At 67.4% G+C, this 21,232-nt stretch carries 20 protein-coding genes; 2 read left to right on the plus strand and 18 right to left on the minus strand.

Translation table 11 applies throughout. The annotated features are described in order from the left end of the window. Positions 1–14: 14 nt before the first annotated feature. Positions 15–413 (minus strand): NUDIX hydrolase, encoded by a 399-nt coding sequence (locus ALSL_RS09190; protein ID WP_126538522.1) that lies wholly within the window; start codon positions 411–413, stop codon positions 15–17. Continuing rightward, positions 410–898, minus strand: coding sequence for an NUDIX hydrolase (locus ALSL_RS09195; protein ID WP_126538524.1), 489 nt, complete (start codon positions 896–898; stop codon positions 410–412). The genes ALSL_RS09190 and ALSL_RS09195 overlap by 4 nt, the downstream gene beginning before the upstream one ends. Before the next feature lie 96 nt (positions 899–994). On the opposite strand from ALSL_RS09195, the gene ALSL_RS09200 reads away from it, so the two are divergent. Both ALSL_RS09200 and ALSL_RS09205 read left to right on the plus strand, forming a co-directional pair. Further along, entirely contained in the window at positions 995–1,792 is a 798-nt protein-coding gene (locus ALSL_RS09200; protein ID WP_126538526.1) for a phosphodiester glycosidase family protein, read from the plus strand. Next, the gene (locus ALSL_RS09205) at positions 1,789–4,221 is read left to right on the plus strand and encodes a penicillin acylase family protein (RefSeq protein ID WP_126538528.1); all 2,433 of its coding nucleotides are present in this window, start codon (positions 1,789–1,791) and stop codon (positions 4,219–4,221) included. The genes ALSL_RS09200 and ALSL_RS09205 overlap by 4 nt, the downstream gene beginning before the upstream one ends. Positions 4,222–4,345: 124 nt before the next feature. Here ALSL_RS09205 and ALSL_RS09210 read toward each other — a convergent pair whose 3' ends face one another. From ALSL_RS09210 to ALSL_RS09285, 16 genes are all read right to left on the minus strand, one after another. Beyond that, on the minus strand, positions 4,346–4,846 hold the full coding sequence (locus tag ALSL_RS09210) for an aromatic-ring-hydroxylating dioxygenase subunit beta (RefSeq protein ID WP_161970946.1): 501 nt from the start codon (positions 4,844–4,846) through the stop codon (positions 4,346–4,348). After that, a complete protein-coding gene (locus ALSL_RS09215) occupies positions 4,836–6,188 on the minus strand; it encodes an aromatic ring-hydroxylating oxygenase subunit alpha (protein WP_126538532.1) in 1,353 nt (450 codons plus the stop codon). The genes ALSL_RS09210 and ALSL_RS09215 overlap by 11 nt, the downstream gene beginning before the upstream one ends. Positions 6,189–6,308: 120 nt before the next feature. Next, the gene (gene nuoN / locus ALSL_RS09220; protein ID WP_126538534.1) at positions 6,309–7,748 is read right to left on the minus strand and encodes an NADH-quinone oxidoreductase subunit NuoN; all 1,440 of its coding nucleotides are present in this window, start codon (positions 7,746–7,748) and stop codon (positions 6,309–6,311) included. A gap of 12 nt (positions 7,749–7,760) precedes the next feature. Then, the gene (locus tag ALSL_RS09225; protein ID WP_126538536.1) at positions 7,761–9,269 is read right to left on the minus strand and encodes an NADH-quinone oxidoreductase subunit M; all 1,509 of its coding nucleotides are present in this window, start codon (positions 9,267–9,269) and stop codon (positions 7,761–7,763) included. 13 nt (positions 9,270–9,282) lie between these two features. Continuing rightward, positions 9,283–11,373, minus strand: coding sequence for an NADH-quinone oxidoreductase subunit L (nuoL, locus tag ALSL_RS09230; protein WP_126538538.1), 2,091 nt, complete (start codon positions 11,371–11,373; stop codon positions 9,283–9,285). A gap of 4 nt (positions 11,374–11,377) precedes the next feature. Next, a complete protein-coding gene (gene nuoK, locus ALSL_RS09235; RefSeq protein ID WP_126538540.1) occupies positions 11,378–11,683 on the minus strand; it encodes an NADH-quinone oxidoreductase subunit NuoK in 306 nt (101 codons plus the stop codon). After that, a complete protein-coding gene (locus tag ALSL_RS09240; RefSeq protein WP_174928836.1) occupies positions 11,680–12,333 on the minus strand; it encodes an NADH-quinone oxidoreductase subunit J in 654 nt (217 codons plus the stop codon). Before ALSL_RS09240 ends, nuoK begins: the two co-directional genes overlap by 4 nt. 10 nt (positions 12,334–12,343) lie before the next feature. Beyond that, a complete protein-coding gene (gene nuoI / locus ALSL_RS09245) occupies positions 12,344–12,835 on the minus strand; it encodes an NADH-quinone oxidoreductase subunit NuoI (RefSeq protein WP_126538542.1) in 492 nt (163 codons plus the stop codon). Positions 12,836–12,843: 8 nt separating this feature from the next. Continuing rightward, entirely contained in the window at positions 12,844–13,890 is a 1,047-nt protein-coding gene (nuoH, locus tag ALSL_RS09250; protein WP_126538544.1) for an NADH-quinone oxidoreductase subunit NuoH, read from the minus strand. A gap of 6 nt (positions 13,891–13,896) precedes the next feature. Further along, a complete protein-coding gene (gene nuoG / locus ALSL_RS09255; protein ID WP_126538545.1) occupies positions 13,897–16,218 on the minus strand; it encodes an NADH-quinone oxidoreductase subunit NuoG in 2,322 nt (773 codons plus the stop codon). Further along, positions 16,215–17,525 (minus strand): NADH-quinone oxidoreductase subunit NuoF, encoded by a 1,311-nt coding sequence (nuoF, locus tag ALSL_RS09260; RefSeq protein ID WP_126538547.1) that lies wholly within the window; start codon positions 17,523–17,525, stop codon positions 16,215–16,217. The genes nuoG and nuoF overlap by 4 nt, the downstream gene beginning before the upstream one ends. Before the next feature lie 83 nt (positions 17,526–17,608). Further along, the gene (gene nuoE / locus ALSL_RS09265) at positions 17,609–18,136 is read right to left on the minus strand and encodes an NADH-quinone oxidoreductase subunit NuoE (RefSeq protein WP_126538549.1); all 528 of its coding nucleotides are present in this window, start codon (positions 18,134–18,136) and stop codon (positions 17,609–17,611) included. A gap of 151 nt (positions 18,137–18,287) precedes the next feature. Continuing rightward, positions 18,288–19,544: an NADH-quinone oxidoreductase subunit D gene (locus tag ALSL_RS09270; RefSeq protein WP_126538551.1), complete on the minus strand. Its 1,257-nt coding sequence runs from the start codon at positions 19,542–19,544 to the stop codon at positions 18,288–18,290. A gap of 4 nt (positions 19,545–19,548) precedes the next feature. After that, complete coding sequence (locus tag ALSL_RS09275; RefSeq protein ID WP_126538553.1) at positions 19,549–20,277, minus strand: NADH-quinone oxidoreductase subunit C; 729 nt, start codon at positions 20,275–20,277, stop codon at positions 19,549–19,551. 17 nt (positions 20,278–20,294) lie between these two features. Next, positions 20,295–20,852 (minus strand): NuoB/complex I 20 kDa subunit family protein, encoded by a 558-nt coding sequence (locus tag ALSL_RS09280; RefSeq protein ID WP_126538555.1) that lies wholly within the window; start codon positions 20,850–20,852, stop codon positions 20,295–20,297. Next, positions 20,843–21,199 carry an NADH-quinone oxidoreductase subunit A gene (locus tag ALSL_RS09285; protein ID WP_126540169.1) on the minus strand — a complete coding sequence of 119 codons (357 nt, stop codon included), beginning with the start codon at positions 21,197–21,199 and terminating at the stop codon, positions 20,843–20,845. Before ALSL_RS09285 ends, ALSL_RS09280 begins: the two co-directional genes overlap by 10 nt. Between the last annotated feature and the right edge of the window lie 33 nt (positions 21,200–21,232).

Consider the following 21,232-nt stretch of genomic DNA (forward strand, 5'->3'; position numbering starts at 1 on the left):
ACAGCGGGTTTTTCTCAACGCAGCCGCGGCAGGATGTGCTCGCGGCTGAGCAGCGCGATCGGCAGCTCACCCGGCGTGGCTGGATCGATCCAGCGCAACTCGGCGATCTCGGCCTGTGCGCAGGGCTCGCCCAGCACCTGCACTTCGAAGACTTCGGCCTCGACCACGTGGCCCTGTTCGTTCGCCGCCGGCGCGCTGGCGCGGCAGAGAAAGCGCGCCGCCCCCGGATCGAGCGCGCAACCCAGCTCTTCGCGCAGCTCGCGCGCCAGCGTGGCCAGCGCATCCGCATCGCCCGCCTCGGGCTTGCCGCCGGGCTGCTGGAACACCGCCGCGCCGTGCTTGCGCACCAGCAGCACGCGACCGCGGTCGTCGCGGATCACCGCGGCGACGATGCGGATCGTCGGCGCGTTCAAAGCCGCATGTACGACCAGGACTGCGGCCGTCCGCCGGCGTACGGCATGACACCATGGAAAGGCCGCGGGTCGGCGTCGAACACCAGCGGCAGAAAATGCCGGTCGCCCTCCCACATCGGCAGGGCCAGGAGTTTTTCGCGCGGCACCCATTCGAGCGTGCCTTCCGGATTGCGCATGTACGGCTCGCCGCTGTAGCGCTCGATCAGAAAAATGAAGCCCAGCCAGTCCTCGCCGTTCGGGCCGAAACCGGGCCAGTTGAGCGTGCCGCGCAGGCGCATCGATTCGCAGACGATGCCGGCCTCCTCGTGGATCTCGCGCTGCATGCAGGTGGCGATGTCCTCTTCCGGCTCCATCTTGCCGCCCAGGCCGTTGTATTTGCCCAGGTGCTGGTCGTCGGCACGCGCGTTGCGATGGATCATGAGCACCTGTCGATGATCGGGGGAAAGCACGTAGCCCAGCGTGGCGACGATCGGCGTGTAAGGCATGGCGGAGAGGTGCGGCAAAAAAGCCGAGTTTAGCGTGCGCGACGCCAGCGGCGGCGAGGCTTGCACCGGCCACCCGCCGGCGGCGACCATGCGCGGATGCCACGCCGTTTTCCGTTTCCGCTCGTCCGGCTGTGCCGCGTCCTGCCGCCGGTCTTCTGGCTTTTGGCCTGCGCCTGTGCCACGGCCGACCGGCCCCTGGAAAGCGCCTCGCTGCGGTTTGCCGACCAGTCGTTCCGCATCGTGCGGATCGACCTACGGCGCCATGCGCTCAAGCTGTACTGGCGCGATCCGGACAGTGGCCAGCCGTTCGGCGATATCGAGACCTTGCGCCGCTGGGGCGAGGCGCGCGGCCGCAAGCTGCTGTTCGCCGCCAACGCCGGCATCTACGATCGCGCCAACGCGCCGCTCGGCCTGCACGTGGAGGACGGCCGCACGCTGGTGCCGCTCAATCTCGTCCACGGCAATCCGGCCGCCGGCAACTTCTCGCTGCGCCCGAACGGCGTCTTCGCGATCGACCTCGAAGGCCATGCGCTGGTACGCACCAGCGAGGCCTTCAAGGCCGCGCACCGGCCGGTGCGCTGGGCGAGCCAGTCCGGCCCCATGCTGGTCATCGACGGGCAGATCAACCCCGCCTTCGCCGATGATTCGGGCAGCCTGAAATGGCGCAGCGGGGTATGCGCGCCGAGCCCGACCCAGGTGGTCTTCGCGGTCAGCGAAACACCGGTCAACTTCCACACCTTCGCGCGGTTCTTCCGCGACGCGCTGCACTGCCGCGACGCACTCTACCTGGACGGCAGCATCTCGCAGTTCTACATCGACGGCGTGGGTTACGCCGGCGCACCGGCCTTCATGGTCAAGCCCTATGCGGGCATCTTCGCGGTCTTCGCCTCATGAGCCAAGCTTCTTTCCTGCGCCGGGTCCTCCGCCGGCTGACCCTGGGCCTGGTGGCCGTGGTGCTCGTCGCCCTCCTCGCCGCCTGGTATGCGCTGGCCGACGGCCGTGCGCGACTGCGCGGCGACCTCACCACCCCGGCGCTGGCCGCGCCGGTAGCGGTGGAACGCGACGCGCTCGGCAGCGTCACCCTGACCGCCGACAGCCGCGACGACCTCACCTGGGCACTGGGCTTCGTGCACGCCCAGGAACGCTTCTTCGAGATGGACCTGATGCGCCGGCTGCCGGCCGGCGAACTGGCCGAGCTGATCGGCCCGAGCGCGCTCCAGGCCGACCTCGATCATCGGCGCCACCGCCTGCGCGCGATGGTGGGGCAAGCCTACGCCGAGCTGCCGGCGGACCAGCGGCGGACGCTGGATCGCTATCGCGACGGCGTCAACGCCGGTCTGGACGACCTGCACAGTCGGCCGTGGGCCTATTACCTCCTGCGCAGCACGCCCAGGCCCTGGCGCTCGGAAGACACCTTGCTGGTGCTGGCATCCATGTACCTGGATCTCAACGGCGACGGACACAACCAGCGCGAGCGGCGCCTGGCGGAGCTGCGTGCGGTGCTGCCCGCCCCGCTGGTCGATTTCCTCACCGCTCCGGACCCGGCCTGGGAGGCGCCGCTGGACGGAGCGCTCTCGCCGCCGCCGGCACCGCCCGCGGCCAGCGTGTTCGACCTGCGCCGGCAGGCATCACCGACGCCGACGCCGGCGCGGAGTACGCTGACCGCCGCACTGGCCCCGGCCCTGGACGATCGCCGCGCCGGCAGCAACAACTTCGCCGTCGCCGGCGCGCTCACCGGCACCGGCGCGGCCATGCTCGAAAACGACATGCATCTTGGCCTGCGCGTCCCCGACATCTGGTTCCGGGCCCGCCTGCGCTATGCCGACCCGACAGCCCCGAACGGCCGGCGCGATGCGGTCGGCGTCACCCTGCCCGGCACGCCCGCGCTGGTGGCCGGCTCCAACGGCCAACTCGCCTGGGGCTTCACCAACAGCTTCGGCGACTGGCTGGACTGGGTGCGGATCCGGCGGGACCCGGCCGATGCCTCGCGCTACGCGGTGCCCGAAGGCTGGGCGAACATCGAACGCCACGTCGAGCTGATCCACGTGCGCGGCCAGGCCGACCGCAGCCTGATCGTGGAAACCACGCGCTGGGGCCCGATCATGGCTACCGACACCGACGGCACGCCGCTGGCGCTGGCCTGGATCGGCGACCTGCCGCGCGGCTACAACCTCGGCCTGATGGCGCTCGAACACGCCGCCAGCGTGGCGCAGGCAGTGGCGCTCGCGCCCACCTTCGGCATGCCGCCGCAGAATCTGCTGGCCGCCGACGCCGGCGGCCACATCGGCTGGACGGTGACCGGCACCAGCCTGCCGCAACGCACGGGCTACGACCCGACCCTGCCGGCCGACTGGTCGCGCCCGGGCGTCGGCTGGCAGGGCTGGACGGCCCCGGCCGACTATCCGCGCCTGCTCGATCCACCCGATGGCCGGCTCTGGACTGCCAACCAGCGTACCGTCGGCGGTGCCTGGCTGGCCTTGCTCGGCAGCGGCGGCCACGATCTCGGCGCCCGGGCCCAGCAGATCCGCGACGATCTGCGCGCGCAGAACCGCTTCACCGCGGACAGCCTGCTCGCTATCGCGCTGGACGATCGCGCGCTGTTTCTGGCGCGCTGGCAACGGCTGCTGCAGGACACCCTGGCAGGCACCCGCGATCCCGCGCTGACCGAGCTGCGCGAACTCACCGCCACCTGGCGTGGCCGCGCCGCCGTGGACAGCGTGGACTACCGCCTGGTGCGCGCCTTTCGCGAGGCCGTTCACAGCGCCGTACTGGCCCCGTTCGTGGCCCAGGTCAAGGCGCGATACCCCGATTTCGCCTGGCCGCCGGGCGCCTCGGCGGAGGCGGCGGTCTGGGCCTTGCTGCGCGACCGGCCGGGCTGGCTGCTCGATCCGGCCTACGCCGACTGGGACGCCCTGCTGCAGGCGGCGGCACGCCGGGTCACGGACGAGCTCGGCCGCCAGCCGGGCGGTTTGCCGGCACGCCGCTGGGGCGAGGTCAATCACGCCGGCATCCGGCATGCGCTGTCCCCGGCGCTGCCGGCGTTCATCGCCCGCCTGCTCGACATGCCCGACCAGCCGCTGCCCGGCGATGCCAACATGCCGCGCGTAGCCGCCCCCGCCTTCGGCGCCTCCGAACGGCTGGTGGTGAGCCCGGGGCACGAGGCGCAGGGCATCCTGGAGATGCCTGGCGGCCAGAGCGATCATCCGCTCTCGCCGTTCTATGGCGCAGGTCACGCCGACTGGGTGGATGGCCGCCCGACGCCGCTGCTGCCCGGCCCCACGCGCTACCGCTTCACCCTTTCACCAACGCCTCTGCCGCGCTGAGATCCGACCCGGACAGGCTGCCATCGCGCGCCGTGACGGCGAGGATGGCAGCCTGCGGTTTCCACGGGTCCGCCCCCGCATCGCGGGCGCGACTCTCGCCTCGCTGCCCTGGCCGCCACAGCCGCTAGATGTGGAAGATGTCCATCTGTCGCGGGATGACGTCGTTGCAGACCATGATGTACTTCTCGCGGATCGTGAGCCGCTCGCCCGCCGTCAGTCGATAGCGGTACTGCCCGAAGAACATGTCGGTGCGCTGTTCCTCGTGCTTGTAGGCATTGACCTGGAAGTTGGCGGTGACGGTGATGCCGTCCGCGGTCACTTCGTGCAGCCGGATGTTGGTGACGAGATGCCGCGTGCGCGGCAGGCGCAGGAGCGATGACGACAAGCCCGACTCGATGCGCCAGACGCGCTCGGCCAGGCGCGCGCGGCTGCTGCAATAGATGAGCGAAATGGCGGCGTGTGGATCATCGATCAGGTGGTCGTCGTCGTCCCACGAGGGGGCCCAATACACTGCGTCCTCCTCGTAGAGCGCGAGCCAGTCGTGCCAGCGGCGCTCGTCCAGGCAATCGGCTTCCTCGAGCAGGAACTCGGTCACGCGCTCCTTGAGCTGTGCGTCAGGCGACATGGTGCTTGGCCTCCTCGCGGCATAGACCCTCGGTGATGAGCTTGAGCCACTGCCGGTATTCGCCATGGTAGAGGGTCTCGTCCGACCAGCGGCTGGCGCTCACCTGCGGTTCGAAGCCGAGCTCGCGGGCCGGCTCGTCGGCACCGACCACGCGTCGGCGCATGCCGCGGTCGAAATCCTGCCATTCCGCGTTGCGCCCGGCGTAGCCGCTCTGGCAGGCATCGAACTCGGTCAGGTCGTCTGGCGTGGCAATGCCGCTCGCACCGTAGAAATCCTCGTACTGGCGGATGCGCCGCTCACGCGCCTCGGCCGGCTCGCCGCGCGGGGCGATGCAGTAGGCGTGCACCTCGGTCTGATCCGGCGCCAGGGGACGCCACGAGCGCAACTGGGTGGAAATGCCGTCGAACAGGATGACATTCGGATAGATGAGCACCTGCCGCACGCGTCCGGCCATCCATTTGGCCTGCACGGGACCGACCCGCGCCTCGAGCGCGTCGTATTGCATGCCGAGCGCGCGATCGCGGAAATTGGGCACGTCGGTCCAGATCATCACGTGGCCATTGCCGAGGTCGTAGTTGCCGCTCTGCGTCTTGGCCATGTCGCCGATCTGGATCGCCTTGACGTTGTCCTTGCCGCCCGCGGCCGCCGCCTGGCGGGCCCGCTCCTGTAACAGACGGAAGTACGAGGCGTGGACGACATCCACGTGGTAGCCGTCGACGCCGTTTTCGGCCTGCATCTTCCAGTTGCCGCGATGGGTGTAGACCGAATGGCCGGGCAGCACCTCCAGCCCTTCGGCCGATTCGTTGGCGAACAGCTCCAGGAATGGCGCCGCCGCGGCCAGATGCGTCTTGATGTCCGGCACGTCGGGGTTGAGGCTGGCGAAGATGAAGCCGTGGTAGCTCGCCACATGCGGCACCGGAGTCAGGCCGTAGTCCTGGCGCTGCCAGCCTTCCGGGTAGGCGCCATCGGCCTCGTCCTTCACGTCGAGCAGCTGCCCGCGGTTGTCATAGACCCATCCATGGTAAGGACAAACCCAGCGCTTGGCGCTGCCGCGCGCCTTGCGGCAGACCATGGCGCCACGGTGCGAACAGGCATTGATGAAGCCGCGCAGGACGCCGTCGGCGCCGCGGCTGATGACCACGGGCTGGCGTCCGATGACGGTGGTCAGATAGTCGTTCGGATTGGGAATCTGGCTGTCGTGGCCGACATAGATCCAGGTGCCTTCCCAAATGTGCCTGAGCTCCTGCTCGAAGATGTCCGGATCGGTATAGAGCGAGCGGTGGACCTTGAAGGTCTCACCGGGCCTGTCGACGATGCGCCAGGCGATGTCTTCGATGTGCATGGATTCCCCGCGGATTGCTGTGAGAAAGCGCACCGCACGGAAAAGGCATGCCGGCACGGTGCCGGAGCACTCTACATCACGCAGGAACGCCCGGCGCCCAGGCCACGCCGGGCGGGATGCTCAACCGGTAAAGGCGCGCTGACACCAGCCGAGCAGCGGCCCCCAGTACAGGCCGAGGGCCAGCAGCACCAGCGCGTTGACCGAGAGCAAGAGGCGCAGCGCAGGATCGGGCTGCATGCGCAGCTCGCGGCCTTCGGCCGGCGCATCGAAGTACATCACCTTGACCACGCGCAGGTAGTAGTAGAGGCCGATGATGGCGAACACCGCGCCGACGATGGCCAGCCACAGCATGCCCGCGTGCACGGCGGCCTGCAGCACCAGCAGCTTGGCGTAGAAGCCGAACAGCGGCGGCACCCCGGCCAGCGAGAACATCACCAGCAGCATCAGGAAGGCCAGCCACGGCGAGCGCTGGTTGAGGCCCTTGAGATCGTCGATGGCGTCGCACTCGAAGCCCGCGCGCGCCAGCGCCAGGATCACGCCGAAGGCCGCGGTGCCCATCAGCGCATAGCTCACCGCGTAGAACATCGCCGCGGCGTAGCCTTCCGGTCCGGCATTGACCAGGCCGACCAGCAGGTAGCCCATGTGCGAGATGGTCGAATAGGCGAGCAACCGCTTGAGGTTGGTCTGCACGATCGCGACCAGGTTGCCGATCGCCAGCGAGATCACCGCCAGCACCGCCAGCATGTGCTGCCAATGCGGCGCCAGGTCGCCGAGGCCGTTGGCGAGCAGGCGGTAGGCCATGCCGAAGGCGGCCAGCTTGGGCACCGAGGCGATGAACACGGTCACCGCGGTGGGCGAGCCTTCGTAGACGTCCGGCGCCCACATGTGGAATGGCGCCGCGCTCAGCTTGAAGCCGATGCCGACGATGGCGAAGATCAGCCCGAACACCAGCAGGTTGGGCATCGCCGTCTGCGCGGCGGCCTCGTGCAGCTTGGCGAGCGCGAGCGTGCCGGTGGCGCCGTAGATCATCGACATGCCATAGAGCAGCATGCCCGAGGCCATCGCGCCGAGCACGAAATACTTGATCGCCGCCTCCGATGAGCGCGGCGAGTCACGATCCAGCGCAACCAGCGCGTAGGTCGATAGGGTGAGCAGCTCGAGGCCCAGATAGACCATCACCAGATTGCCGGCCGAGACCAGCAGCATGGCGCCGAGCGCGGCGAAGATCGCCAACGTGTAGAACTCGCCCTGATACAGCTTGCGCTCGATCAGATACGGCCGGCCGTAGATGAAGACCAGCACCGTGCAGGCGAGCACGAACACCTTGAGCACACCGGCCACGCCGTCGCGCACGAACATGCCGCCGTAGGCAGTCACCGTCCCCGTGCCCGGGCCGTTCACCACCAGGTAGATACCGATCAGCACCACGGCGATCGACAGCCAGTGCAGCAGATGGCGCTGGCCGGGCCTGATGAAGGCGTCGAGCAGCAGCAGCACGCACGCCGCCGCGGTCAGGTACAGCTCCGGCAACAGGATCAGGAGGTCATTGAGAGTCGGCATGTTCGGTCCCGATCAGATCTTGTGGACGCCAATCTGCTGCACGAGCTGTCCCACCGCGCCATCCATCAGGTGGATCAGCGGTTGCGGCCAGATGCCGATCGCCAGCACGGCGATGGCGAAGGCGATCAGCACGAACGCCTCGCGGCCGTTGATGTCCTTCATCTCGGCCACGTGCGGGTTGGTGATCTCGCCCCACAGCACGCGCTTGACCATCCACAGCGTGTAGGCCGCGCCGATGATCAGCGTGAATGCGGCGATCAGCGCGATCCATGGATTGGCGGCGAAGCTCGCCAGCACGACGAAGAACTCGCCGACGAAGCCGCTGGTGCCCGGCAGGCCGCAGTTGGCCATGGCGAACAGCACGTAGAAGAAGCCGAACCACGGCATCACGTTGATGACGCCGCCGTAGTCCTTGATCTGCCGCGTGTGCAGGCGGTCGTACATGACGCCGATCGAGGAGAACATCGCGCCGGACACGAAGCCGTGCGAGATCATCTGCACCATCGCGCCCTGCATGCCGAGCCTGGCCGCATCGGCATTGCCGGCGCCGCGCACCAGCAGGAAGCCGATGAAGATGCCCAGGGTGACGAAACCCATGTGCGCCACCGAGGAATAGGCCACCAGCTTCTTCATGTCCTCCTGCACCAGCGCGACGTAACCGATGTAGACCACCGCGATCAGGCTGAGCGCGATCACCAGCCAGGCGAACTGCTCGCATGCATCCGGCGTGATCGGCAACGAGAAGCGCAGGAAACCGTAGCCGCCGATCTTCAGCATCACCGCCGCCAGCACCACCGAGCCGCCGGTCGGCGCCTCGACGTGCGCATCCGGCAGCCAGGTGTGCACCGGCACCATCGGCACCTTCACCGCGAAGGCAAGCAGGAAGGCGAAGAACAGCCAGCTCTGCTCGCGCAGCGTCAGCGGCAGCGCCGCCAGCGCATGCAGGTCGAAGGTGCCGGCCTTGAGGTACAGGTAGATCAACCCGACCAGCATGAAGATCGAGCCGAAGAAGGTGTAGATGAAGAACTTCAGCGTGGCATAGACGCGCCGCGGGCCGCCCCAGATGCCGATGATGATGAACATCGGGATCAGCATCGCCTCGAAGAACACGTAGAACAGCAGCGCATCGGTGGCGCAGAACACGCCGATCATCAGACCTTCGAGCACCAGCATCGCCGCCATGTACTGGTGCGGCTTGTCGCGTATCACTTCCCACGCGCCCACGATCACCAGGATGCCGACGACGGTGGTGAGCAGGATCAGCGCCACCGCGATGCCGTCCACACCCAGCGCGTAATGCACGCCGAGCGAGGCGATCCAGAGGTGATCCTCCACGTGCTGCATGGCGGCGGTGGTCGGATCGAACCCAGCCAGCAGGCCCAGGCTGGCGATGAATGTCAGCACCGCCACGCACAGGGCCAGCCAGCGCGCCAGCTGCGGCCGACCGGAGCCGGCCAGCAACACCGGAACCGCGCCGACGATCGGCAACCAGATCAGCAGGCTGAGCAGGTGATTGGACATGAAGCTGCTTCCCTTATTGCCCGTTTTGGCCGACCAGCCAGTACCCGCCGAGCAGCAGGACCAGGCCGAGGATCATGGCGACGGCGTAGTGGTAGAGATAGCCCGACTGCAGGCGGCGTACCGCCGCGGCGATGCGCTGGACCAGGGCCGCCGAACCGTTGACCAGGGCGCCGTCGATCACCGCCGCGTCGCCGCCTTTCCACAACAGGCGGCCCAGGGCGACGCCGCCGCGCGCGAACACCGCGTAGTAGACGGTATCGAACCAGTACTTGTTCTCCAGGACGACATAGAGCGGCTTCAGCGCGCGCTTGATGCGGTCGGCCAGGCCCGGATTGAAGAGATAGATGTAGGTGGTGATCGCGAAGGCCAGCAGCACCAGCGCGAACGGCAGGCTCAGGAAGCCGTGCAGGGCCATGGCCGCGCTGCCCTGGAACTCGCGCGCCATCTCGCCGAGCACGTCGTGGGACGTTTCCACGTGGATCGCCTCGCCGAACCAGCCGCCGAACAGCATCGGCCCGACGGTGAAAAAGCCGATCAGCAGCGAAGGAATGGCCAGCAGCACCAGCGGCAGCGTGACCACCCAGGGCGACTCGTGCGGCGGATGCGCCAGCACGCCCGGCTCGCCATGGTGCGGCTCGACACTGGGATGCGGCTCCGGCCCCGCCGTCTCCTGCGCGCCGCCGCCGCGGTGATGGCCGCCGTGCGCCGCATGGCTGTCGTGCGCGGCGACGGTGAAACGTTCCTTGCCGTGGAAGGTCAGGTACATCTGGCGGAAGGTGTACAGCGCGGTGACGAACACGCCGGCCATCACGCACACGTAGGCATAGCCCGAGCCCCAGCGATGCGACAGGCCGACCGCCTCGATGATCGCGTCCTTGGAGTAGAAGCCGGAAAAGAACGGTACGCCGCACAGCGCCAGCGCGCCGATCCACATGGTGATCCAGGTGACCGGCATGTATTTGCGCAGGCCGCCCATGTAGCGCATGTCCTGCTCGTGGTGCATGGCGATGATCACCGAGCCCGCGCCCAGGAACAGCAGCGCCTTGAAGAAGGCATGCGTCATCAGATGGAACACCGCGCCGGCATAGGCCGAGGCGCCGAGCGCCACGGTCATGTAGCCGAGCTGCGAGAGCGTGGAATAGGCGACCACGCGCTTGATGTCGTACTGCACGATGCCGATCAGGCCGGTGAACAGCGCGCCGGTCGCGCCGATCACCATCACGAAGCCGAGCGCGGCGTCGGAAAGCTCGTAGATCGGCGACATCCGCGCCACCATGAAGATGCCGGCGGTGACCATGGTCGCGGCGTGGATCAGCGCCGAGATCGGGGTCGGGCCTTCCATCGAGTCGGGCAGCCACACGTGCAGCGGCACCTGCGCCGACTTGCCCATCGCGCCGATGAAGAGCAGCACGCCGATCACCGTGGCCGCATCCAAGGCATGGTTCTGGCTGACCTGCAGCGTGCGGCCGACCAGGCTGCCGGCGTGCGCGAAGGCGGTGGCGTAATCCAGCGTGTCGAGGAAATACAGCACCGCGGCGATGCCGAGCAGGAAGCCGAAGTCGCCGACGCGGTTGACCAGGAACGCCTTGAGATTGGCGAAGATCGCCGTCGGCCGCCTGTACCAGAAGCCGATCAGCAGGTACGACACCAGGCCCACCGCCTCCCAGCCGAAGAACAGCTGCATGAAGTTGTTGCTCATGACGAGCATCAACATGGAGAAGGTGAACAGCGAGATGTAGCTGAAGAAGCGCTGGTAGCCCGGATCGTCGGCCATGTAGCCGATGGTGTAGATGTGCACCAGCAGCGACACGAAGGTGACCACCACCATCATCATCGCGGTCAGGCGATCGATCAGAAAACCGACGCTGGCATGGAAGCGACCGATCTCGAACCAGGTGTAGACGTCGTGGTTGTAGCTCGCCGCACCACCCCAGACCAGCTGGTAGAGGACGTAGAACGACAGCGCGCAGGCGATGGCGACACCGAGGATGGTCGCCGTATGCGCGCCGGCGCGGCCGATGAACTTGCCGAGGAAGCCGGCCAGCAGGCAGCCGGCCAGCGGCGCCAGCACGATGATCAGCAGGATGGAAGTGGAGAGTGTCATCCGCTCAACCCTTCAGGTCGTCGATTTCGGCGATGTTGATGGTGTCGCGGTTGCGGAACAGCAGCACCAGGATCGCCAGGCCGATGGCGGATTCGGCCGCCGCCACGGTGAGGATGAAGAACACGAACACCTGCCCGGAGACGTCGCCCAGGAAGCGCGAGAAGGCGACGAAGTTGGTGTTGACCGCAAGCAGCATCAGCTCGATCGCCATCAGCAGCACGATTACGTTCTTGCGGTTGATGAACAAGCCGGCCACGGCGATGCAGAACAGCAGCGCGCCGAACACGATGTAATGGGAGAGCGTGATCATGGCTTGGGAAGCTCCTCCGATGCGGGCGCGGACGCCTGGGGACGCACCGCCTCCATCTTGACGATGCGCAGGCGCTGGCTGGCCTTCACGTGCACCTGCTCGCCGGCGTCCTGGTGGCGCACGCCCTGGCGCGGACGCAGGGTCAGCGCCACCGCGGCGACCACGCCCACGGTCAGGATCAGCGCGGCGATCTCGAACGGCAGCAGATAGTCGGTATAGAGCGCATGGCCGAGCCAGGCCGTGTTGGAAACGCCCGCGGCCGCGGCCGGATCGGGCCCGGGCTTGACCGCATGCATGGCACGCACGCCGATCAGCGCCAGCATCTCGGCCAGCATCACCAGCGCGACCACGATACCCACCGGCAGGTAGCGCACGAAGCCTTCGCGCACCTGCTCCTGGTTGATGTCGAGCATCATCACCACGAACAGGAACAGCACCATCACCGCGCCGACGTAGACGACCACCAGCGCGATGGCGAGGAACTCGGCCTGCGCGAGCAGCCACAGGCAGGCGCTGCTGAAGAAGGTCAGCACCAGCGCGAGCACGGCGTGCACGGAGTTCTTCAGCGTGATCACCGCGAGCGCGGAGGCCAAGGCGACCGCGGCGAAGGCGTAGAAGCAGACGAGCTGGAACAGGTTGGGATCGATCATGACTTGGCCTTCAGCGGTATGCCGCGTCCTGGGCCCGTGCCGCGGCGATCTCCGCCTCGAAACGGTCGCCGATGGCGAGCAGCTGCGGCTTGGTCACCACGTTCTCGCCGCGGCGCTCGAAATGGTATTCGTGCACATGCGTCTCCACGATGGAATCGACCGGGCAGCTCTCCTCGCAGAAGCCGCAGTAGATGCACTTGAAGAGGTCGATGTCGTAGCGCGTGGTGCGACGCTGGCCATCGCTCGCGCGCGGCGCCGAATCGATGGTGATCGCCAGCGCCGGGCAGACCGCCTCGCACAGCTTGCAGGCGATGCAGCGCTCCTCGCCGTTCGGGTAGCGGCGCAGCGCGTGCAACCCGCGGAAACGGTTGGACTTGGGGATGTGCTCCATCGGGTAGCGCATCGTGTACTTGGGGCTGAACAGGTAACGCATGGTCAGCCCCATGCCCTTGAGCAGCTCGACGAGCAGCAGGCTCTTGAAGAAACCGGTTAGGCGATTCATCGGACTCTCTAAGCTCCCGCAACGACCCAGTCGAAATACTTCATGCAGCCGGCCACCAGCACCCAGACGATCGCGATCGGGATGAACACCTTCCAGCCCAGCCGCATGATCTGGTCGTAGCGGTAGCGCGGGAAGCTGGCACGGAACCACAGGAACAGGAAGGCGAACACGAAGGCCTTGATGAACAGCCAGATGAAGCCGCCGGTCCAGATCCAGTCCACCCACGGCGAGACGTGCGCGTGCACCAGCCCTTCGAGCGGGCTCAGCCAGCCGCCGAAGAACAGGATCGCGGTGAGGAAGCTCACCAGGATCATGTTGGCGTATTCGGCGAGGAAGAAGATCGCGAACGCCGAGCCGGAATACTCCACGTGGAAGCCGGCGACGATCTCCGATTCGCCCTCGGCGACGTCGAACGGCGCGCGGTTGGTCTCGGCCACACCGGCGATGAAATAAATGACGCAGACCGGCAGCAGCGGCAGCCAGAACCAGTCGAGCAGCCCCTTGTGCCCGACCTGCGCATGCACGATGTCGGTGAGGTTGAGCGAACCGGCCAGCACCAGCACGCAGACCAGGCACAGGCCCATCGCCAGTTCGTAGGAGATCACCTGAGCCGCCGAGCGCATCGCGCCGAGCAAGGCGTAGCGCGAGTTCGACGCCCAGCCGGCGAGGATGATGCCGTATACGCCCAGCGAGGTCATCGCCAGCAGGTACAGCAGGCCGGCGTTGACGTTGGCCAGCACCACGCGCTCGCCGAACGGGATCACCGACCACACCGCGAAGGCCGGGATCACCGCGATCATCGGCGCTAAGTAGTACAGGAAGCGGTTGGCCCTGGCCGGCAGGATGACTTCCTTGACCAAGAGCTTGATCACGTCGGCGAAGGCCTGGAACAGGCCCAGCGGGCCGATCTTGTTCGGCCCCATGCGCACGTGCATCCAACCGATGACCTTGCGCTCCCAGTACACGAACATCGCCACCGCCAGGATCAGCGGCACCGCGATGCAGAGAATGAAGACGACCGGCCAGACGAGCTGGTTGAGGATCTGTTCGCCCATGGCTATTTAGGCCTTGCTCACGGTGATGGACGCGCCGTAGGGCGGCAGCGTGGCGGTGAGATCGTGCGCGGCGGCGATCCAGGCGGCACCCGGCGGCACCGCGGGATCGACGGCGAGCGGCAACTCGGCACCGCCCACGCGCACCCTTTCGCCGTCGACCATACCCAGCCGCTGCGCCTCCTGCGGATGGACGCGCACCGCCGGGTCGGGGTTGAGCGGATGCGCGTTGAGCGCCTCGGCACGCCGCAGCACGGCGTCGGTGCGGTAGATCGGCCAGAGCGCGAGGCGGGTCAGCGCGCCGTCCACCGGCGCACGCGCGGCCAGGCCGGTACGCACCGGCGTTACCGGGCGCGCGAGGATGCCATCGCGCAGACCGGCCAGGTCCTCGAATTCGAAACCGGGCAGCTGCATGGCCCCGCCCAGCGCGCGCAGCACCTTCCAGCCTTCGCGAGCCTCGCCGGGGGCGGTGGCGCCGGCCGGCACGGTCTGGGCGATGCCCTCGACGTTGACCAGCGTGGCGTCGGTTTCCGGCAGCAGCGCGATCGGCAGCAACACGTCGGCGACCTCGCGCAGCGCAGCCGGTGCGAACGCCGTGCAGGCCACCACGCGGGCGCCGCGCAGCGCCGCCAGCGCACGGGCGCCGTCGGCGAAATCGTGCGGGGGCTCGATGCCGTGCAGCAGATAGGCGCGCCGCGGCTGCGCGAGCATCGTCTGCGCATCCAGTCCGCCGGCAGCAGGCAGTACACCCAGCCGGCTCAGGCCGACCGCATTGGCGCCCAGCGGCAGCTCGGCGTAGGTCGCGCCGGTGGCCTGTGCGATGAACCGGGCCAGCGCGCGCAGCCAGGAAGCGTGCGGGTGAGTCAGCGCGGCCTCGCCGAGGACCACCGCCGCCTGTCCGGACTTGAGCGCCGCCATCGTGTCGTGATCGGCAGCCTCGCTCGCCGCCGCGTCGATGGCTTCCGCGAGCGCGGCCGGCGCCTGCGCGCCCTCGGCCACGGCGGCACGCGCCAGTGCCAGCAGAGCGTCGACCAGCGCGTGCGGCGCGACGACTTTTTCGCCGGCCAGCCGGTAATTGAACGGGAAGTGCGCCGGGTTGAGGACATGCACCCGCGCGCCCTTGCGCACCGCCTGATGCAGCCGATGGTTCAGCAGCGGCATGTCGTGGCGAAGATTCGCGCCGACCAGCAGCGCCGCGCGCAACGCCGACCACTGCGCCACCGGCAGGGCGAACGGCTCGGCCGCCGCGCCGTCGCTGAAGTCGAGCTGGCGCAGGCGGTGATCGATGTGCGCACAGCCCAGCCCGCGCGCCATGCGCACCAGCAGATCGCCTTCCTCGTTGCTGGCAGCCGGATGGACCAGCATGCCGAGATCTTCGCCGGCGATGCCCTGCAGCATCTCGACCGCGGTGGCCAGGGCGTCGTCCCATGTCGTGACCTGCCAGCGGCCGTTGCGCTTGACCTCGGGGGCCAGCAGGCGATCGGCGGCGTACAGACCTTGGTGACTGTACCGGTCACGGTCGGAGAGCCAGCACTCGTTGATCGCCTCGTTGTCGCGCGGCACCGTGCGCAGCACCTCGCCACGGCGGATGTGCAGCCACAGGTTGGAACCGAGCGCGTCGTGATAGCCGATCGACGGCCGGGCGATGAGTTCCCAGGCCCGCGCCTTGAACTGGAACGGCTTGTTGGTGAGCGCGCCGACCGGGCAGACGTCGATCACGTTGCCGGAGAGCTCGGTTTCCAGCGCCTTGCCGATGTAGGTGCCGATCTGCAGGTTGTCGCCGCGGCTCATGCCGCCGAGCTCGTAGGTGCCGGCGATCTCGCTGGTGAAGCGCACGCAGCGCGTGCACTGGATGCAGCGGGTCATCTCGGTGGCGACCAGCGGCCCCAAGTCCTCGTCGGCGATGGTGCGCTTGCGTTCGGTGTAGCGCGACACGCTGCGCCCGTAGCCCAGGGCGATGTCCTGCAGCTCGCACTCGCCGCCCTGGTCGCAGATCGGGCAGTCCAGCGGATGGTTGATCAGTAGGAACTCCATCACGTCGCGCTGGAACTTGAGCGCGCTCTCGGAGCGGGTCTTCACCTTCATGCCGTCGGCCACCGGCGTGGCGCAGGCCGGCTGCGGCTTGGGCATCGGCTTGCCGCCCATCTCCACCTCGACCAGACACATGCGGCAGTTGGCGGCGATCGGCAGCTTGGGGTGGTAGCAGAAGCGCGGAATCGGCACGCCGATGGCGTCGGCGGCCTCGATGATCATCGCGCCCTTGCGGATCTGCGTCGGCTTGCCGTCGATCTCGATGGTGAGCAGATCGGTGTTGGCGGGCTGCGCACTCATGCGGCCACTCCCAGCTTGTCATCGACGATCGAACGGCCGTTGACGATGTAGTACTCGAACTCGTCCCAGAACTGGCGCAGGAAACCCTGGATCGGCCAGGCCGCCGCCTCGCCGAAGGCACAGATGGTGTGGCCTTCGATCTGTCCGGCGATGGCCTTGAGCCGATGCAGATCCTCCAGGGTGCCCTGCCCGGCGACGATGCGGTCGAGCACGCGGTGCATCCAGCCGGTGCCTTCGCGGCATGGCGTGCACTGGCCGCAGGACTCCTTGTGGAAGAACTGCGCGATGCGGCGGGTGAAGCGCACGCAGCAGACGCTGTCGTCCAGCACCACGATGGCTCCGGAACCCAGGCCGGTCTTGAGGTCGCGCAGGGTGTCGTAGTCCATCGGCAGCCCCTTGAGCTGCTCGGCCTTGAGCACCGGCATCGACACGCCGCCCGGAATCGCGCCCTTGAGCGTGCGACCGGGACGCAGGCCGCCGGCCATCTCCAGCAGTTCGTCGAAGGTGGTGCCGAGCGGCACCTCGAAGTTGCCGCCCTTCTGCACGCAGCCGGAGACCGAGAAAATCTTCGGCCCGCCGTTCTTGGTCTTGCTCTGCCTGAGGAACCAGTCGGCGCCGTTGCGGATGATCGCCGGCACCGAGGCGTAGGTCTCGGTGTTGTTGATGGTGGTGGGCTTGCCGTACAGGCCGAAGTTGGCCGGGAACGGCGGCTTGAACCGCGGCTGGCCCTTCTTGCCCTCCAGCGATTCCATCAGCGCGGTTTCCTCGCCGCAGATGTAGGCGCCGGCGCCGAGCGCGGCATGGATGTCGATGTCGATGCCGGTGCCCTGGATGTTCTTGCCGAGCAGGCCGGCGGCGTAGGCTTCCTTGAGCGCCTCCTCGAAATGCTCGTAGGGCTCGTGGTGGAACTCGCCGCGCAGATAGTTGTAGCCCACGGTCGAGCCGGTGGCGTAGCAGGCGATCGCCATGCCCTCGATCACCGCATGCGGGTTGTAGCGCAGGATGTCGCGGTCCTTGCAGGTGCCGGGCTCGGACTCGTCCGAATTGCACAGCATGTATTTGGGCATGTTGCCCTTGGGCATGAACGACCATTTGAGGCCGGTGGGGAAGCCCGCACCGCCGCGGCCGCGCAGGTTGCTCTTCTTCACTTCCTCGATGATCGCGGCCGGATCGGGACGCTCGGCGAGGATCTTGCGCCACGCCGCGTAGCCGCCGACCTGGACATAGCTGTCCATCGCCCACGGCTTGTCGAAATGCAGCGTGGTGTAGACGACCTGGTGTTCCTTCGGTGCGGGTCCGACTGCCATCGCCTAGCCTCTGTCTTGGCGATCGTCCGTGATCGCAAAAATCGCCGAGCGGCCGACCGTGGCCGCACACTTCAAGGGATTCATCACTTCAAACCGTCGAGGATCTCGTCGACCTTGGCGATCGTCAGATGCTCGTGGTAGTGGCCGTCCACGGTCATCGCCGGCGCGCAGGCGCAGGCGGCGATGCACTCTTCCTCGCGCTTGAGGTAGATGCGGCCGTCCGGCGTGCTTTCGCCGAGCTTGACGCCGAGCTTCTTCTCGCAATGGCGCACGATCTCCTCGGCGCCGTTCAGCCAGCAGGAGATGTTGGTGCAGATCGCCACGTTGTGACGGCCGACCGGGCGCGTCTCCAGCATCGAATAGAAGGTGGCCACCTCGTAGGCCCAGACCGGCGGCAGATCGAGGTACTTGGCCACCGCGGTGATGAGCTCGTCGGTGAGGAAGCCCTCGTTCTGCTCCTGCGCCGCGAACAGCGCCTGGATCAGTGCCGAGCGCTTGCGGTCCGGCGGAAACTTGGCCACCCAGGCATCGATGTGCTGGCGGGTGTGCTCACTGAGCACAGCGAGCGGATCGACGTGCCGGACCTGCTCGTAATTGCCGGTGGGCTTCATAAGGTTGGCTCCGGGCGCCGGGAAGCGGACATCGGGCAGCGCCCCGTCCCGGCGACCGGCCGGCCGCCATCCCAGTCCCATTTCAAGAAACCATGCCGCACCACGCGATGCGCCAGACGCGCACGCGCAGCCGATGTCTTTTGCGTCGTCTTCATCGGTCCACCTCACCGAACACGAGGTCGTAGCTGCCGATCATGGCCACCACGTCGGCCAGCATGTAGCCGCGCACGATCGTGTCCATCGAGGAGAGATGGACGAAACCCGGCGCGCGCAGATGCACGCGGAACGGCTTGTTCGCGCCATCGGAGACCAGATAACAGCCGAACTCGCCCTTGGGCGCCTCGACCGCCTGGTAGGTCTCGCCGGCCGGAACGCCGTAACCTTCGGTGAACAGCTTGAAGTGGTGAATGAGCGCTTCCATGTCGCGCTTCATGACCTCGCGACTGGGCGGGGCGACTTTGTAGTTTTCGATCATCACCGGCCCGGGATGGGCGCGCAGCCAGGCGACGCATTGCTTGATGATGCGATTGGCCTGGCGCATCTCCTCCACCCGCACCAGATAGCGGTCGTAGCAGTCGCCGTTGACGCCGACCGGGATGTCGAAATCGACCTCCGCATACTTGGCGTAGGGCTGCTTCTTGCGCAGATCCCAGGCGATGCCGGAGCCGCGCAGCATCGGGCCGCTCATGCCCCATTGCCGGGCGACCTCCGGCGTGACCACACCGATGCCGACGGTGCGCTGCTTCCAGATGCGGTTGTCGGTAAGCAGCTCCTCGTATTCGTCCACACGCTTGGGGAAGGCGTCGGTGAAGGCGTCGAGGAAGTCGAGCATCGAGCCTTCGCGCCAGCTGTTGAAGCGCTTGAGGTCCTTGCCCTTGTGCCAGGGCGACTCGCGGTACTTGGGCATCTGATCGGGCAGATCCCGGTACACGCCGCCGGGGCGGTAGTAGGTCGCATGCATGCGCGCGCCCGAGACCGCCTCGTAGACGTCCATCAGTTCCTCGCGCTCGCGGAAGGCGTAGAGGAACACCGCCATCGCGCCGAGGTCGAGCGCGCTGGAGCCCACCCACATCAAATGGTTGAGGATGCGCGTGATCTCGTCGAACATCGTGCGGATCCACTGCGCCCGTTCCGGCGGCTCGATGCCGAGCAGCACCTCGATGGCACGCACGTAGGCGTGCTCGTTGCACATCATCGAGACGTAGTCGAGCCGGTCCATGTAGCCGATCGACTGGTTGAACGGCTTGGATTCGGCCAGCTTTTCGGTGCCGCGATGGAGCAGGCCCACGTGCGGGTCGGCGCGCACCACGGTCTCGCCGTCCATCTCCAGCACCAGGCGCAGCACGCCGTGCGCGGCGGGATGCTGCGGACCGAAGTTCATCGTGTAGTTGCGGATTTCCTGCGCCATCGGATCAGTTCCTGCGCCAGTCGTCGGCGGCCTCGGCTTTGGCCTGGATCAGATCGGCGTCGTCGCGGATCACGCGCGGCACCAGCACGCGCGGGGCGATCGAGACCGGCTCATAGACCACGCGCTTGAGCTCGTGGTCATAGCGCACCTCGACATTGCCGATCAGCGGGAAATCCTTGCGGAACGGATGGCCGACGAAACCGTAGTCGGTGAGGATGCGGCGCAGATCCGGATGGCCTTCGAACAGGATGCCGTAGAGATCGAACGCCTCGCGCTCATACCAATTGGCGCTCGGCCACACGCCGGTCAGCGAGGGCAACACGGGCAGGCTGTCGTCCTCGGCGTAGATGCGCAGCCGCAGCCGCAGGTTGTGTTCGAGCGAGAGCAACTGCACCACGGCAGCGAAGCGGCGGGGATGATGCCCGGCACGCGGGCGGTTTTCCCATGCAAAGCGCCCCACGGCCGCACCTTCCACGCCGCGCGAGAAACCGGTGCCCGACACCGTCTCGGTGTTCCACTCGTCCTGGCCGTAGCCCAAGTAGTCGATGCCGCACAGGTCGATGAGCTGGCTGAAGAGGAATGCCGGCTCGTCACGCAGCGCCTGGGCGACGGCGAGAAGGTCGCCGGCCGCCAGCTCGACCACGGTCTCGTCGCGATGGCGCGCGATCTTCAGCGTGTCGCCGAAACGCGCGGCGAGACGCTCGGCCAGCGGAAGCTTGTGCGAATCGGTCATTGCGTCTTCTGGCCTTTTCAGGAACGCGCGATGGTGTGGGTGCGGCGGATCTTCTTCTGCAACTGCAGGATGCCGTGGATCAGCGCCTCGGCGGTGGGCGGACAGCCGGGCACGTAGATGTCCACCGGCACGATGCGGTCGCAGCCGCGCACCACCGAATAGGAATAGTGGTAGTAGCCGCCGCCGTTGGCGCAGGATCCCATCGAGATCACCCATTTGGGATCCGGCATCTGGTCGTAGACCTTGCGCAGCGCCGGCGCCATCTTGTTGACCAGCGTGCCGGCGACGATCATCACGTCACTCTGGCGCGGGCTCGGGCGGAAGATCACGCCGTAGCGGTCCAGGTCCAGCCGCGCGGCGCCGGCGTGCATCATCTCCACCGCGCAGCAGGCGAGGCCGAAGGTCATCGGCCACATCGAGCCGGTGCGCGCCCAGTTGAGCAGCGCATCCACGCTGGTGGTGACGAAGCCGCGCTGCAGCACGGGGTTGTCGCCGCCCGGGCGCAGGATGTCGTCGACGAGGTTGAGCGGCTCCGGGTTGTGCATCACCCGGTCGATGGCGGACATCATTCCCATTCCAGCGCCCCTTTCTTCCAGACGTAGGCGAAACCGATCACCAAGAGCAGCAGGAACAGCGCCATCTCGATCAAGGCGACGGCACCGATGGACTTGAACACCACCGCCCACGGAAACAGGAAGGCGATTTCCAGGTCGAAGATGATGAACAGGATGGCCATGAGGTAGTAGCGCACGTCAAAGCGCGTACGCGCGTCGTCGAAGGGATCGAACCCGCATTCGTACGGCGTGAGCTTTTCCGGTTCCGGGCGGCGCGGCCCGGCCAGCATGCCGATCGCGAGCAGAGCCAAGCCGATGCCCGCCGCGACGACGATGAACAGAAGAATGGGCCAGTATTCGGCAAGCATGGTGACATCTGCCTCCGCGCACTCGACGCGCAT

This window comes from Aerosticca soli (genome assembly GCF_003967035.1).
Classification (GTDB): Bacteria; Pseudomonadota; Gammaproteobacteria; order Xanthomonadales; family Rhodanobacteraceae; genus Aerosticca; species Aerosticca soli.

Excerpts from the sequence above, each read along its gene's own strand:
- ALSL_RS09280 (WP_126538555.1), bottom strand. The coding sequence starts at position 20,852 with ATGGGAATGATGTCCGCCATCGACCGGGTGATGCACAACCCGGAGCCG.
- ALSL_RS09200 (WP_126538526.1), top strand. The coding sequence starts at position 995 with ATGCCACGCCGTTTTCCGTTTCCGCTCGTCCGGCTGTGCCGCGTCCTG.
- nuoF (WP_126538547.1), bottom strand. The coding sequence starts at position 17,525 with ATGGCAGTCGGACCCGCACCGAAGGAACACCAGGTCGTCTACACCACG.
- nuoI (WP_126538542.1), bottom strand. The coding sequence starts at position 12,835 with ATGAATCGCCTAACCGGTTTCTTCAAGAGCCTGCTGCTCGTCGAGCTG.
- nuoG (WP_126538545.1), bottom strand. The coding sequence starts at position 16,218 with ATGAGTGCGCAGCCCGCCAACACCGATCTGCTCACCATCGAGATCGAC.
- nuoN (WP_126538534.1), bottom strand. The coding sequence starts at position 7,748 with ATGCCGACTCTCAATGACCTCCTGATCCTGTTGCCGGAGCTGTACCTG.
- nuoL (WP_126538538.1), bottom strand. The coding sequence starts at position 11,373 with ATGACACTCTCCACTTCCATCCTGCTGATCATCGTGCTGGCGCCGCTG.
- ALSL_RS09215 (WP_126538532.1), bottom strand. The coding sequence starts at position 6,188 with ATGCACATCGAAGACATCGCCTGGCGCATCGTCGACAGGCCCGGTGAG.
- ALSL_RS09225 (WP_126538536.1), bottom strand. The coding sequence starts at position 9,269 with ATGTCCAATCACCTGCTCAGCCTGCTGATCTGGTTGCCGATCGTCGGC.
- nuoE (WP_126538549.1), bottom strand. The coding sequence starts at position 18,136 with ATGAAGCCCACCGGCAATTACGAGCAGGTCCGGCACGTCGATCCGCTC.
- ALSL_RS09285 (WP_126540169.1), bottom strand. The coding sequence starts at position 21,199 with ATGCTTGCCGAATACTGGCCCATTCTTCTGTTCATCGTCGTCGCGGCG.
- ALSL_RS09205 (WP_126538528.1), top strand. The coding sequence starts at position 1,789 with ATGAGCCAAGCTTCTTTCCTGCGCCGGGTCCTCCGCCGGCTGACCCTG.
- ALSL_RS09210 (WP_161970946.1), bottom strand. The coding sequence starts at position 4,846 with ATGTCGCCTGACGCACAGCTCAAGGAGCGCGTGACCGAGTTCCTGCTC.
- ALSL_RS09195 (WP_126538524.1), bottom strand. The coding sequence starts at position 898 with ATGCCTTACACGCCGATCGTCGCCACGCTGGGCTACGTGCTTTCCCCC.
- nuoK (WP_126538540.1), bottom strand. The coding sequence starts at position 11,683 with ATGATCACGCTCTCCCATTACATCGTGTTCGGCGCGCTGCTGTTCTGC.
- ALSL_RS09270 (WP_126538551.1), bottom strand. The coding sequence starts at position 19,544 with ATGGCGCAGGAAATCCGCAACTACACGATGAACTTCGGTCCGCAGCAT.
- nuoH (WP_126538544.1), bottom strand. The coding sequence starts at position 13,890 with ATGGGCGAACAGATCCTCAACCAGCTCGTCTGGCCGGTCGTCTTCATT.
- ALSL_RS09275 (WP_126538553.1), bottom strand. The coding sequence starts at position 20,277 with ATGACCGATTCGCACAAGCTTCCGCTGGCCGAGCGTCTCGCCGCGCGT.
- ALSL_RS09240 (WP_174928836.1), bottom strand. The coding sequence starts at position 12,333 with ATGATCGATCCCAACCTGTTCCAGCTCGTCTGCTTCTACGCCTTCGCC.